The 14,194-nt window shown below is 45.5% G+C and carries 13 protein-coding genes; 2 read left to right on the plus strand and 11 right to left on the minus strand.

Annotated features, from left to right (window positions below):
* Positions 1-17: 17 nt before the first annotated feature.
* The 7 genes from B2U56_RS09730 to B2U56_RS09760 form a co-directional block, all read right to left on the minus strand.
* Positions 18-1,175: a pyridoxal-phosphate-dependent aminotransferase family protein gene (locus B2U56_RS09730; RefSeq protein ID WP_286953664.1), complete on the minus strand. Its 1,158-nt coding sequence runs from the start codon at positions 1,173-1,175 to the stop codon at positions 18-20.
* A gap of 28 nt (positions 1,176-1,203) precedes the next feature.
* Positions 1,204-1,956, minus strand: coding sequence for an IclR family transcriptional regulator (locus B2U56_RS09735; protein ID WP_286953665.1), 753 nt, complete (start codon positions 1,954-1,956; stop codon positions 1,204-1,206).
* Positions 1,957-2,095: 139 nt separating this feature from the next.
* Complete coding sequence (gene buk / locus B2U56_RS09740; RefSeq protein WP_286953667.1) at positions 2,096-3,166, minus strand: butyrate kinase; 1,071 nt, start codon at positions 3,164-3,166, stop codon at positions 2,096-2,098.
* Positions 3,167-3,233: 67 nt separating this feature from the next.
* The gene (locus B2U56_RS09745) at positions 3,234-4,169 is read right to left on the minus strand and encodes a bifunctional enoyl-CoA hydratase/phosphate acetyltransferase (protein ID WP_273015755.1); all 936 of its coding nucleotides are present in this window, start codon (positions 4,167-4,169) and stop codon (positions 3,234-3,236) included.
* A 41-nt stretch (positions 4,170-4,210) separates the two neighbouring features.
* Positions 4,211-5,119 (minus strand): bifunctional enoyl-CoA hydratase/phosphate acetyltransferase, encoded by a 909-nt coding sequence (locus tag B2U56_RS09750; RefSeq protein ID WP_273015754.1) that lies wholly within the window; start codon positions 5,117-5,119, stop codon positions 4,211-4,213.
* On the minus strand, positions 5,116-6,210 hold the full coding sequence (gene buk / locus B2U56_RS09755) for a butyrate kinase (RefSeq protein WP_013049217.1): 1,095 nt from the start codon (positions 6,208-6,210) through the stop codon (positions 5,116-5,118). Before buk (B2U56_RS09755) ends, B2U56_RS09750 begins: the two co-directional genes overlap by 4 nt.
* Before the next feature lie 53 nt (positions 6,211-6,263).
* Complete coding sequence (locus B2U56_RS09760; protein WP_286953669.1) at positions 6,264-8,918, minus strand: ABC transporter substrate binding protein; 2,655 nt, start codon at positions 8,916-8,918, stop codon at positions 6,264-6,266.
* A gap of 187 nt (positions 8,919-9,105) precedes the next feature.
* On the opposite strand from B2U56_RS09760, the gene B2U56_RS09765 reads away from it, so the two are divergent.
* Complete coding sequence (locus B2U56_RS09765) at positions 9,106-9,933, plus strand: aminotransferase class IV (protein WP_013049219.1); 828 nt, start codon at positions 9,106-9,108, stop codon at positions 9,931-9,933.
* A 60-nt stretch (positions 9,934-9,993) separates the two neighbouring features.
* Here B2U56_RS09765 and B2U56_RS09770 read toward each other — a convergent pair whose 3' ends face one another.
* Complete coding sequence (locus B2U56_RS09770) at positions 9,994-10,854, minus strand: EamA family transporter (RefSeq protein WP_013049220.1); 861 nt, start codon at positions 10,852-10,854, stop codon at positions 9,994-9,996.
* A gap of 101 nt (positions 10,855-10,955) precedes the next feature.
* Between B2U56_RS09770 and B2U56_RS09775 the strand changes: the two genes are divergently transcribed.
* On the plus strand, positions 10,956-12,326 hold the full coding sequence (locus B2U56_RS09775) for a deoxyribodipyrimidine photo-lyase (protein ID WP_286953672.1): 1,371 nt from the start codon (positions 10,956-10,958) through the stop codon (positions 12,324-12,326).
* Here the strand turns inward: B2U56_RS09775 and B2U56_RS09780 are convergent, their stop codons facing one another.
* From B2U56_RS09780 to B2U56_RS09790, 3 genes are all read right to left on the minus strand, one after another.
* Positions 12,327-12,926 carry a biotin transporter BioY gene (locus tag B2U56_RS09780; RefSeq protein ID WP_013049222.1) on the minus strand — a complete coding sequence of 200 codons (600 nt, stop codon included), beginning with the start codon at positions 12,924-12,926 and terminating at the stop codon, positions 12,327-12,329.
* A 118-nt stretch (positions 12,927-13,044) separates the two neighbouring features.
* Positions 13,045-13,665, minus strand: a complete 621-nt coding sequence (locus B2U56_RS09785; RefSeq protein ID WP_013049223.1) for an IMPACT family protein — start codon at positions 13,663-13,665, stop codon at positions 13,045-13,047.
* Positions 13,655-14,194: HIT domain-containing protein (locus B2U56_RS09790; RefSeq protein ID WP_349679266.1), on the minus strand; the 540-nt coding region annotated here is incomplete at its 5' end. The genes B2U56_RS09790 and B2U56_RS09785, both read right to left, overlap by 11 nt.

Raw genomic sequence — 14,194 nt, forward strand, 5'->3', positions numbered from 1 at the left:
TTGTTTTCTTATGTGATTTAGTGCTCTTCTGCAAGACCTTTCTGCAGAACACCGAGGCCCTTGCCAGGCTCAATGTCTATGCCGCAGCGCATTGCTGCCCGTTCCACCGCTGCCACCGCCGAAACAAGTATATGCTTGTCAACGTTGCCCATGTGTCCCATTCTGAAACCTTTTCCTGCAAAATCCGCGAGACATCCTGCTGTCTGGGCCCCTTCTTCAGCCAATACCGTTCTGAATTCGGCATCATTCACATTGGCACCTTCTGGATAGAGATAAACGGAAAGGGTCGGAGCGCGGAAAGGTTTCTCTGCGGCAACCCTGAATCCCATGGCTTCAAGAGCGGCATCAACGAGAGCTGCCTGACGAAGATGACGATTATATCGTTCTTCGATGCCTTCTTCTTTGATAATTCGGATCGATTCTTTCAGGGCCCATACAAGGTTGATCGCCGGGGTTCCCCAATACTTAGAGGGATCATGCATAACGGGAAGCCATTTTTCAAAATCCGCATAGGACTCAGGGATGGTTCCAAGAGAACGTCTCTTTTCGACAGCCTCTTTGCTTGCCCAGAGGATAGCCAGGCCGGGAGCAACTCCAAAAGCTTTCTGAGTACAGCTAAGGAGCACGTCGATCCCCATGGGGTCCATATATTCCTCGGCCCCAGCCGAAGCCGCGACACCATCTACTACATAAAGGGCTCCGTGAGCTTTTACAACCTTCCCAATGGCATCGATAGGAGCCGCTGCCCCAGTGGACGTTTCCACGTGGGTTACAGTAACCACATCATATTTCTTCTCAGATAGTTTTTTCTCAACTTCTTCTGCGGTAACAGATGTGCCCCATTTGGCTGAGAGAACATCAACTTCAAGGCCTTTTCTCTCGCACATATCTATAAAGCGGTCACCAAAATAACCGTTGGAGCAAATGAGAACGCTATCTCCTCGTTTGGTTATGTTGGCAATAGCCATTTCCATGGCAAGGGTTCCTGAACCAGCAACGACAAAAACCTCTCCGCTGCACTTCCAAAGCTCTTTCAGATCTGCCAGAACATCTTTATAGTCCTGAACAAAAAAAGGATCGCCAAAAGCTACTGTCTCTCGACCCATCTGGTCTTGAATCGAGCGGGTCACCGGAGTTGGTCCTGGAATCATAACGAGTTTGGGGGTTTTAATCATTTCATATTCCTCCTTCGCCGATAAGGCTCTATTTTTTAATTTTTCTTTCACGTTCATAGTGAAGCAATGCGGTACCGATGTCCTGGGCAGTTTGATAAACCGTCTCGCCATATTTAGCGATCATTCCATAGCTGAAACGATATACGGGCGCAGAAACACTCAATCCTCCCACAGGTCGGGAATGGCTATCTAATATAACAGCCCCCACACAACGAAGGCCTTTTTCATTCTGCTCATCATCAATAGCGAATCCTCTTTTGCGAATCTCCTCCAGCTCGTTAAATACATCGGGCGTCGCCTCATCCCCTAATATACGACTGACCTCTTCCTGGGGAAGGGCGGAAAGAAGGGCTCTCCCCGCGGAGAGATGGAGCAAGGACCCCTTGACACCCACACGGGAATGCATTCGCACCTGATACGGGCTTTCAAGTTTATCGAGGTAAAAGAACTCCCCATGTTCAAAAATAAAAAGATGAACCGTTTCTTTTGTTTCTCTGTTAAGCCTCTCAAGAAAGGGCCTTGCGATTTCAGAGAAAGCTACTTGAGAGCGATAGGCATCGGCCAGAAACAACGTGGCAGGGCCCATTTCGTATAGACCCTCCCGCTCTGTCACCATCCGTTGCGTTATAAGGCTATCAAGAATACGATATGCCGTTGCCTTGGGGAGATTTACATTTCGTGCTACATCAGTAACACCTATAGGCTCTTTATGGCGGGCCATAAAAAACAGAATGGAAAAAGCCCGATCAATAACTCGTATTTGACTCTGATTTTGTGTCATTTGTTCCACTCCATGGATTTATAATCTATTATGCGAAACTAAAATGATGGTATCACAGTTTCTTTTTTTTGTAAACAATAAAAAAGGGGCTGTTTTCAACAGCCCCCTAAAAATCCATTTTTTGAGCATTGATAAGGCCTTACCTATACTCTCTGCCTTTTTCTACTCCCTGAAGAACACGGAGTGCTCCTTCGACAAGGGCCTTCATTTCATCTTCTCCCGGGTAGACCAGCACCGGCGCGATAAAAGAGATGCGCTGACGTATTTTCCCGACGAGTCTATCGCTATAGGCTAATCCTCCTGTCAAAACGATGGCATCCACCCGCCCATTCAAAACAGCAGAGCAAGCCCCTATTTCTTTTGCCACCTGATAGGCAAGAGCTTCAAAAAGAAGGGCTGCTTTTTCATCCCCTTCTTCATCGATCCTTCTTTGAACTTCCCGCAAATCATTGGTCCCGAGGTGAGCAACAAGGCCGCCGCCTCCTACAATCCGTTTTAAAAGACCGTTCAGATCATGCTCACCACTATAGGCAAGGTGCACCAGCCCGCCGGATGGAAGGGATCCAGCCCGTTCCGGTGAAAAGGGCCCTTCCCCATCAAGAGCGTTGTTGACATCCACAACCCGGCCGCAATCATGAGCCCCCACTGATATGCCTCCCCCCATGTGCGCCACCACAAGGTTGCAACTGCCAGGTTCTTTGCCAAGTTCCGCTACAGCCCGTCGTGCTACTGCCTTCTGGTTTAGGGCATGAAAAATCGATCTCCGCTTTATTTCAGGCAGGCCCGAAAGACGGGCTTCAGGTATCATTTCATCCACGATAACAGGGTCAACAATATAAGACCTATTACAGCTTCCCTGCTGGGCCAGCCGAAAGGCCAGGGGGGCTCCAAGATTACTGGCATGGGAACCATACCGGCATGAACGCAAGTCTTCCAACATGGGCTCACTGACAATATAGGTTCCGCTAGGTATGGGTTTTAACAGCCCCCCACGCCCTACAACAGCATCCAGGGATGTAAGGTCAGTATGGTGGGCGGCCAGTGCTTTTTTTATTTCAACAAGACGAAATTCTTCCTGGTCTGGAATGGAGGAAAATTGTTTGATAACTTCCACATCGTACCGCTGGGTATCGCTCCAAAGTTGTGATTCGTCTTCAAAAAGAGCAACTTTAGTACTCGTAGAACCAGGGTTAATCGCTAGTATTTTCATAGTTTTCCCCTTCCGTTATCAAAATATGAAAAAGGGGCCGCGCAATGCAGCCCCTTAATCACGAAAGTTATCTTTCTTCAAAAGAAGAGAGGACCACTGCTGCAGCGATGGAAAGCATTTTGGCCCTCGGCGTATCGGCTCGGCTTGTAAGAATGACAGGAGCCGCTGCCCCAAGAATGAGGCCTGCTGTTTCATTTTTAGAGAAATAAACGAGGGCCTTAACCATCATGTTTCCTGCTTCAATGTCAGGAACTAGAAGGACATCGGCGTTCCCCGCTACAGGAGAAACAATACCCTTCGTTCTGGCAGACTCTTCACTCACTGCGTTATCAAGGGCAAAGGGGCCGTCAACGATACAGTTTTTGATCTGGCCACGGCGGTTCATAACCGTAAGGGCTGCAGCTTCCAGGGTGCAGGGCATGTCTGGATTGACAACTTCCACGGCTGCAAGGACTGCGGCTTTCGGTTCCTGCACGCCAAAGGCGCGAGCAAAATTCACTGTATTCTGAAGGATATCCGCCTTGGCAGAAAGGTCAGGATACATATTAAAGGCAGCGTCAGCCACAAAAAATACTCTGTCGAATCCTTCCACAGAGTGAAAATAACAATGGGAAATAGTGTTCTTGCCTTTGCGAAGTCCTACTTCTTTATTAAGCATGCCTCGAAGAAAGTTATTGGTGTGAAGCTGCCCCTTCATATAAATATGGGCTTGGCCGGAAGATACTTTTTCGACAGAGGTCAGAGCCATTGCTGTTTCACCTCTGGGTTCATCTACTACTTCGTAATTGGAAAGGTCCACTCCTGCAGCTTTCGCCGCTTCTTCCATTTTTTCCTTACGCCCCACAAGGATAGCCTCAGCAAAACCGGCAACCCTGGCTTCCTCTATAGCAGAAAGCAAGCCTGCATCTTCAGCCATGGCTACTGATACTTTTTTGGGCCCTTTTTCTGCACCTATTTTTTTCGCATATTCAAGCAGTTGAGACAAAGAACGAATTTGTTCCATGAGAGTAAAAAACCTCCTTAATAGATTTATTTAATATTAAATCACTCTTTACTGGCAACGACTGCTCCCAGAGCGATAGAGAGCAGTTTCGTTTCCATTGAATCAAAACGACTGGTAAGAACTATGGGCTTCCGTGCGCCAAGAATGACACCTGCACCTCGACCGCCTGTCATATATAACAGTACCTTTCCTATGAGATTTCCAGATTCGATAGTAGGAACAAGCAGCATATCTGCTTTTCCTGCAACTGGAGATTCGATCCCTTTAATCTGGGCAGCTTCTTCGCTGATTGCATTGTCAAGGGCAAAAGGACCGTCGATAGTACAGCCTTTGATCTGGCCCCGGCGGTTCATAAGAGTTAAAGCTGCCGCGTCGAGAGTCGCAGGCATGTCAGGATTCACAACTTCTACCGCACCTAAGGCTGCGATAAGAGGATTATCCACCCCTATTTTATGGTAACATTCTACCGCGTTTTCGATGATGCCAACTTTTGCGTTCAGGTCCGGGTACATGTTCATACCTCCATCGGACAAGCCTATGATCCGCCGATTAAGGAGGGGAATCTCGAAAAGAAACAAATGAGATAGCAACGACCCCGTTCGAAGCCCCCATTCCTTGTTCAGGACTGCCCGAAGGAGAACTGCCGTTTTTACCAGTCCCTTCATGAGGAGATCTGCTTCTTGTGAAGAAACCATCTGAACGGCCTTCTCAGTAGCGGAATAGTCGTCTTTCTCTTCTACAAAAGTGAGGCCTTCAATATCAAAATGATGTTCCTGTGCTTTTTTCTTTATCTGCTCTGAATCCCCAATAAGAATACCGTTGACCAGCCCTCTTCTGTGAGCCTCACAAACCGCTCCAAGAACATCGTCTCCATAAGGGCAAGCCACTGCAAGGTTCATCCGCTTGCCTGCCTGACATTTTTCGAGCAGAAAGTCGAGATCATGCATCATTGTTTTCTACCTCCTGCAATACACTGTTCATAATCTTTAGGTTCCTCTTCGCCAGATAAGACACGTAGAGCGCCCTCCGCCAGGGCTTTCATCTCGTCCTCGCCGGGATATACAAGCACTGGGGCAATCCACTGGACCCTACTCTGGAGCAACGCTATGAAATCACTATCAAAAGCAACTCCGCCTGTTATAAGTATGGCATCTACATCGCCGGACATGGCAACAGCCTGGGCTGCTATTTCTTTCGCGAAATGATAGGCCATTCCTTCATAGGCAAGTCTTGCTTCCTTATCCCCTTCAGCAATTCTACTTTTTACTTCGCGAACGTCACTTGTTCCAAGATAGCCCATGAGACCCCCCTTACCCACCATCTTTCGAAGCAAATCTTTTTCGTTGTATTTTCCGCTAAAGCAAAGGCGAACCAAATCCCCTGCAGGCAAACCTCCAGCCCGTTCCGGAGAAAAGGGGCCAAAATCGTTCCCGCTATTGAGGTCGATCATCCGTCCCTGACAATGGGCACAAACAGTGGAGCCTCCGCCGATATGGGCTACTACAACATTCAGTGTTTCCCAACCTCGCCCAAGGTCTTTCGCTGCCCGGCGGACAGTGGCTTTTATGTTGAGAGCGTGCCCTAAAGAGATCTTCGGCAATTCCGGAAGGCCGGTAATACGCGCCACGTCATTCATTTCATCAACAGCAACAGGATCCACAATAAAAGCGGGAATATTACGGGGAGAAGCTATGGCATCCGCAATAATTCCACCTAGATTAGAAGCATGTTCCCAGGGTTTTCCAACGTGCAAGCGTTCCAGCAAAGCATCATTTACAATAAAGGTTCCGCCAGGTACCGGCTCAACGAGCCCACCCCTCCCTACAACGGCACTGAGACTATAGAAAGATGAACCGTGAGAGGAAGCGGCAGCCTGAATCGTAGCAAGGCGAAATTCAAATTGGTCGGCAATGGCTTCAAAACGAGCCAGTTCTTCAGGATCATGGCGAACCGTTTCTCTCCACTGTTCTTCTTCATCATAGAACCAGGCGATCTTAGTGCTTGTGGAGCCAGGATTGATGGCTAACACTTGAAATACCATGGAACGACCTCCCTCTAAAGGTGCTCTGCCCCATACTTTTTTACCAAATTACATTATACATTATGGGATGACTTTGTGATTTCTTTCCAAAACTCTCCTCCTGTTTCCTTAAAAATATGAAGACATACGTCAACAACCCTGCTATCGAACCATATTTGCCGTTTTTTCTGTATCTCTTCCAGGGCTTCCTCTATGCCGAGAGCCGGCCGATAGGGCCGAAAAGAGGACATGGCCTCCACCACATCAGAAACACAAACAATCTTTGCTTCAAGGGAGATCTCGTCACCCTTCAGGCCATGGGGATACCCTGTACCGTCAACATGCTCATGATGCTGAAGAACAATATCTGCGATAGGCCATGGGAAATTTATTGCAGATAATATTTCCGCGCCAAAACGGGCGTGGTTCTTAATAATGGCAAACTCAGCTTCGCTGAGACGTCCGGGCTTGCTAAGAATAGATGAGGGGACAGGGATTTTTCCGATATCATGCACGAGAGCCGCATAAAATACGGCTTCTACCCTGTTATGGGGAAGCTCCATCCTTTCGGCAATTGCTTTGGCGAGGTATGCTACTTTCTGCTGATGTCCCGCAGTGTAAGGATCTTTTATCTCAAGGAGACGGCTCATGAGATGAAAAGTTTCCTTGAATGTCTTTGATAACAAAAGTAAATTTTTCTCCAGGGCCAGTTCTGTTTCGTAGCGCGAGAGAGCAGAACCTAACAAAAGTGAATAGATGCCAAGAAGGCCTTCAGATATATGTTCTTCATGGTCATTTCCCTTTTCCCGCACAAAAACACAACAGACACATCCTGCCATGGCTTCATCTCGCAAAAGAGGAAGGAGAATAACTGTTTCGTCAGGTGTAGTTTCAAGTATTTGCTTCTTTTCTTCTGTGTCCCAGGTAAAGGGACTTTTCCCTTCTAAAAAAAACACGGTCTGAGACTGGATCGTTCGTCTAAGAGGTTCAGTTTCCCCAAAGGTAAGGGGAAAAACCTTCCTGCCCATTTCTTTTTCTCCTTCATAACGAATAAAAGCTGTTCCTCTTCCTTTATCTGGCCTGTCAAAGAGGAAAACGGACATATATCGAGCCCGAAAAAAAAGTCTCAGGTCATGGAGAGAAGAAAGAATCGTCTGCTCAAAATCTTTTTCTTTGACAAGAGCCGCTGAAAGGGACGAGATAATTTCTTCTGCCCTGAGATGCTGACGAATAGCTCCCTCATTGTTCTTGCGGGCGGAGATATCAGTGTAAATTCCATAACTCCCTCGATACATGCCTTTCGTTACAAGAGGGTACCCAGAAATCATAACAGGAAGAAGGGAACCATCTTTACGCAGTCTTAAACTTTCCCGCCCCGAAACCACACCGCCCAGACCTGTGATTATGGTCAAATCCTGGGCGTGGCGCAGCAGGTCTCCTGCTTTTGCCAAAAGGGAATCCACATCCTTTCCCTTAACATCTTTCCGACCATATCCAAACATCCGCAGAAAAGCGCGATTGGCCCTCATTATCTCTCCTCTTGGATTAATGAGAATGGTTCCATGGGGGGAGTTTTCAAAAAGTTTCTCCAGGTGCTCTGTTTCGGACTGTAAGTTCAATACTTCCCTTTTGAGCAATTTGTCATTCCAGAGGAGAGCAATGACGAGAATGGCAAGAACGGATGTGATAGCCACGTTAATAGCGATAAGCCGTCTATGCCGGTAAAAGAAAGTTTCTGGTTCACCAAAGAGGATCATATCCCCTGGAAGGCTCTGAAGGGATTTTTTCAAATCTTTAAGCCCGGTGTAGTTGCCCATGGACACCGGCACATCCTCTTTGATTGGGATAGATGAGGGAGCCTTGCCATCCAGGATTTCAACAGCCAGTTTAGCCGCTCGTTCTCCGTGGGCTTCTCCCCTGAGAACACTCCCGGCGAGAGTTCCCCTCTCGATCATCATCTCCAATACTGAAAAAATGGGCAGGTCAGTAGCATCCTGTATTATGGCAAGGATTTCGTCAGGAGAATAATATTCTCCCTCACCGCCCTGGGCATATAACAGTAACAGAATAATAGTCTGGGGAGGGAGTTCTCGTAACGATTTCTTTAAGTCATCAGGACCTAGACCCATAAGGTTAATTTCGTTGACTTTTCCTTCATAGGACTTCATGCTTTCTCGAAGCTGGTTAATGATCCACATTCCAGTTAAAGACAAGTCACTGATGACCGCCACGTTTTCTGTGACAGGGAATAACCTTAAAGCCAGATTTATGGTTCCCTCTATGTCAAGCCGTTCTATGAGACCGGTAGTGAGGCTGTCTATTTCTTCCGTCAGGGACTCTCTGCTGTTAACTCCGCAAAATACAACAGGGACCTTGGGGAAAAGGCGCCGCCCCGCGTGGTTCATAAAGATAAAAGCATCATCATCGCCACAAAGGATAATATCTGGCGGCTTCTTTTTGTATTTTAAACGAAGGCTATTTTCCAGAAAGAGGGTGAAACGATTGGGACTGGCACGTTTAGCATCAAGATATTCCACATAAATATTGACTTCTTTGTCTCGCTGATCAAAGACCTTTGCTATTCCTCGACTTATGGCATCAGTCCATGGGTATCCGTTATGGTAGGAATGAAGAACAAGTATGGTTTCCTCTGCAAAAGCCACTTTTGAAAAACAAAAAAACATCAGCAGGACAAACAAAAAAAAACGAAATTTACCTGTCCTATCCACGAGAAAGGCTGCTATCCTACATTTTCTTTTACTTCTGGAAAAAAGAAGCAGGAGCTTTCCCCCCCTGAGGTTCTCATATACTGTGTAATCATACCACTTTCGACCCTCTTCAAGAAACTAATGCACAATAAAGAATTTCACGATATACTTGCAAACGGTGTCAGAGATTGAAAGAGGTGACATTTTTATGAATCTTTGTTATATCGATGGAAAATTTCTTCCTTTAGAGGAAGCAAAGCTCCCTGTAACAGACCTTATTATTCAACGTGGCGTCGGAGTTTTTGAAACCATAAGTACTCACTCGAGAAGACCTCTTATGTTGACTCCTCATCTGAAACGTCTTGAAGGATCAGCCACCGCTTCTTCTATTGTGATGCCTGCCACTCTTGATGAAATGGCCCGAATTATACGGGAGGGAATTAAAAAAATGGGCTGTGAGACCATGGTTCGCCCGTATATTACCGGAGGGGACTCTTTTGGAAAGGATCATCTTTTCAGTTCCTCAAGATATTTTGTGATCTTTGAAGAAATCCGAAAACCAGATCCAATACTCTATGAAAAGGGGGTCGCCTTACATCCAATTAATGCAGAGAGATATTTGCCAAGCACAAAAAGCATAAACTATATGCTTTCATTCACTGGGCAAAGAGACTCTAAAGGAGCCTACGAAATCCTCTATTGTCCTGAAGGGGAAATTGTAGAGGGATCCCATAGTACTTTTTTTCTTATAAAAAACGGACACCTCATTACAGCACCCACCAGTCGAGCCCTTTCAGGAACAACGCGGCAGATCGTTCTCGAGCTCGCCAGGCGGGGAAACATCCAGGTTGAAGAACGATGCCCTCTCTTGACAGAACTCCCAGAGGCAGAAGAAGCCTTTATTACAGGAACAGTCAAGGAACTTTTGCCAGTAGTACGAATAGGGGATCAAATTATTGGAAATGGCGTTCCTGGCAAGTTAACAAAACATTTACATCAAGTGTATCTTTCGTCCATTGTTGAGTGGCTCGAATAGAAAAATTGTAAAAAGAGGCGAAAAAGGAGAAACTTATTTCCTCTCGCCTCTTTTTTCTTATCATGCCATACAAAGCAGACTCGCCCCGATAAACATGAAGAACACTCCCTTAAGCCTGTAACGAATGTCTTCCTTCAAAATAATTGATGACAGCATGACGGTAACAACCATGCTCAACATTGAAAGGGGTTCCGCAATGCTTACTTCAATAGATTTGAAGGAGATAAGGAGGCATAAATAGGCGTAGGCGTTTATAAAGCCACTGGCGAGAGAAATCCAGGGACGATCTTTAAAGAGGACAAAAACCTCCTTTAAGTTCTTTCTTAAAAACATCAGCAGGCCTAAATAGAGAGCTACAAAAAAGTAAAGGAAAAAGGAGTAAAGGACAGGGGATGTGGAAGCGGCGCCACCCTTGTCAATAATACGGCCAATTGCAACTAAAAAAGAGGAAGCCATCATCATTTGACAAGGCTTGTCAGCGAGTAACGCCTTAAGGGATAAGTACATGTTTCTCTGCCTGTTCAGAAAGGTTGCTCCGTAAAGCAAGACCAGCAGCCCGGCTCCTTTCACAAAAGAAAAGGATTCAGAAAGGAAAAGTATGGAAAGGACAAGCAAAAACAGAATGTTAAAATTAGAAAGGGGAGCGACAAGAGAGGCCTCCCCTTCTGAAAGGGCACGAATGTATAAAAGAAAGGCTAAAGCATAGATTAGACTGCTTGCCGCAACATATTTAATAAAAGCCCAATCTATATGGCCGCCATAAACCGTATTTACGGCAAATGGCAGAAGAAATAAGGCGGCTAAGCCGACAAAAAGCATTAAAGCGGCCTTGGGATTAGCTCCTGTTCCCAATTTTTTTACTACGATCCTCTCGAAACCAAGCATAACGATTCGACCTGCAAGTGCTACATATGCAAACAAGACAAACGCCACCCTTCTATGCTGGATAATAGCATATTCAAGAAAATCGAAAACAGCAAAAAGAGAGGCCTTTGAAAAATTTTTTTGAAGAAGGTGATCTAGTGAAAGAACGTGGGCGAATACTTCAAAATGGCATACCGGGAGAGGGACCTGTTGCATACTGGATGAATCGTGACCAAAGAGTGGAAGATAACTGGGCATTACTAGAGGCGCAAAAGTATGCGCTATTAAATAAAAAACCCCTTCTAGTAGTTTTTTGTTTAACCCCTCATTTTTTATCGGCTTCATACCGAGCATATCATTTTATGCTCCATGGTTTGCACGAAGTAAGGCAAGGGCTTTTAGGTTTAAACATTCCCTTTATTCTGTTAGAACAGGAAGCGCCTCTTTCTCTTCCGAATTTAATAAAAAAAATTGATGTATCAGCCCTCTTCACTGATTTCAGCCCTCTAAGAATTAAAAAAGAGTGGGTAGAACAGATAAAAAAGGATATTGCTATCCCCTTTTATGAAATAGACGCCCATAACATTGTTCCGTGTTGGGAGGCATCGACAAAAAAAGAGTACTCCGCCCGCACTTTCAGACCGAGGATTTTAAAAAAAGTGCCAGATTTTCTTACGCCTATCCCCTCTTTGATCCGCCATCCTTATAATGAAACACTAGCTTTGAAGACTGCCGCCCCATTGGAAATGCTTACCAAATATCATTATCCCCAAAAAACGCTGCCCCTTTATGGAGGTAAAGCTGGTTACACTGCAGGGATGGAGTGCCTTCAAAAATTTATCAAAAAAAAATTGCGCGTATATAAAGAGTTGCGTAACGACCCTACTAATAATGTTCTCTCCCAACTCTCCCCCTTCTTACATTTTGGTCAAATAGCCCCTCAAAGAGTGGCCATTGTCATAAAAAAACATGGGGAGAATCACGAATCAATACGGGATTCTGTTGACAGTTTTCTAGAAGAACTGATAGTTCGACGAGAATTAGCCGATAATTTTTGCTTTTATACCCCTTCTTACGACTGTTTTGAAGGGTTCCCCCAATGGGCCCAGAAAACCCTGGATGAGCACAGATGGGACCCTCGAAAATTTACATATACCCTCGAGGAACTTGAACACGGCAAAACCCATGATCAATTATGGAACGCCTGCCAGTTAGACATTCTTTTCCACGGTAAGCTTCACAGCTGGTTGCGCATGTACTGGGCAAAAAAGATACTCGAATGGAGCAAATCTCCTGAAGAAGCCATGAAGGCAGCCATTTATCTCAACGATTGCTATGAAATAGACGGCAGAGACCCTAACGGCTATGCAGGAATCGCATGGAGCATTGGCGGCGTCCATGATCAAGCCTGGCCAGAGCGGCAAATATTTGGAAAAATCCGATATATGAATGACAGCGGCGCAAAAAGAAAGTTCCACGTGAAACAATATATAGAAAGCATTACATCAAACCCAATAGGTCAGCTTTGATCAACCTCTTGATTCTCTTTTATGGCGAATCTGAGTTGAAGATTTTTGCAAGATTCCAGATCTATTAAGAATCGGAACAATCTTCCACGAAAGCATTGACGCGCCCACGCCTTTTAGAATATCCGCCGTGATGAAGGGGAAAACCCCTATTTGCAGCACTTTCAGCCAACTAATGCTCTTTCCTGCCACTACATTTAAGTTGAAATAGAGACCAACCGATCCTAAAAGGTAAATCAGGGTAATACCAAGAAAGGGCGCTACACCGTACCGGAAAAAAAGAGGCAATGTGTCGTCATGACTTATACGGCCAACAACATAGGCAGCAACAATAAAGCCCAATATAAAACCAACGGTGGGAGACACAAAAATCTGAAGGCCGCAACCGCCAGCAAAAACAGGCAGCCCTAATAATCCAAGGAAAAAATATAGTACCTGAGATAAACTGCCGAGTTTCGGCCCCAAAAGCATTCCTGAAAGAAAAACAAATAACGTTTGCAATGTCATAGGGACAAAGGGAAAAGGAATACGGATATAAGCGCTCACCACCATCAACACGGCAAAAAGAGAAGCCAGAACCATTGCGCGAACTGAAAACCTCATAAAACCACCTCCTATGTCAACCCTGCTATTATATGGGTTGACATAGGAGGTGTAAAGCGCCGCCTTCAAGCAATCTTTGGCTATAAAGAGTGCCAAGATGTTGACCTGTACTGACCTTCTATTCTCTGCTCCATCCTTTTATAAAGGATCTATTTTGACTTTCACAAAGAAATGCTTCTACTCTCCCCCATAGGGAAAGGGGAACAAAGCAACTCACTCTTACGTCCTCTTCAAATGTCACATTACAAGAGCCTTCTTCGACCCCCAACCCCTTTAACTGGTATAAGAACGCGCTATAAGAAGGGTAATCTATTTGTATATTGCAGCGGCTTCCCAGGCGCCCTCTTATTTTGCCAGCGTTTTCCAGAACGTTGGATGCAGCCTCACCATAAGCTTCTATAAGCCCGCGGACTCCAAGCTTGATTCCGCCGAAATATCTTGTTACCACTAAAACTGTATTTGTTACGTCAAACCGCTGTATAGCGCCTAAAATCGGCTTCCCGGCTGTGCCATTCGGTTCTCCATCATCAGAAGAATATTCGTGTGGCGGGTCGACCCCTATACGGTAGGCCCAACAATTATGGGTGGCTTGCTTATGCTTTTGTGAAATATGGGTAACAAACTGGCGGGCATCTTCTTCGGTCCGTGCGACAGAAATATGGGCTATAAAAATAGAGCGTTTTATTTTTATTTCGGCACTTATATTTTCGGCTGGCTCCCAGAACTCATCAACAATCATTCAAAGGCCACTCATCCCTTAATCTCTTATATGTTTGTTCTAGACTCTCTGCTATAACACGTGTTTCAGCGAGCACTGGCATAAAATTAGTATCTCCATTCCAGCGGGGGACAATATGAAGATGCAGGTGTCCATCAAAACCAGCACCGCCAACCTTGCCTAGGTTTATACCCAGGTTAAACCCTTGAGGATGCATCACTTTTTTGAGCACCTTCAAACAAACTCCGCCCAGGCGATGCATTTCTAAAAGCTCCTCATCGGATAACTCCTCGTAAACTGCCGTATGGCGATAAGGAGCAACCATAAGGTGCCCAGGATTATAGGGAAAAGCATTACAGATGACAAAACACATTGTCCCTCGATGGAGAATAAGATTTTTTTCATCTTCGTTTTTTTTAGGGAACTCGCAAAAAATACACGTTTTTTGTTTGTCTGCATCTGCTATATATGTCATTCTCCATGGTGCAAAAATGCTTTCCAACGTAAAAACACCCCCATAGACAAATACAAATAATGTTTCACGTGAAAC

Source organism: Aminobacterium sp. UBA4987 (assembly GCF_002396985.1).
Taxonomy (GTDB): domain Bacteria; phylum Synergistota; class Synergistia; order Synergistales; family Aminobacteriaceae; genus Aminobacterium; species Aminobacterium colombiense.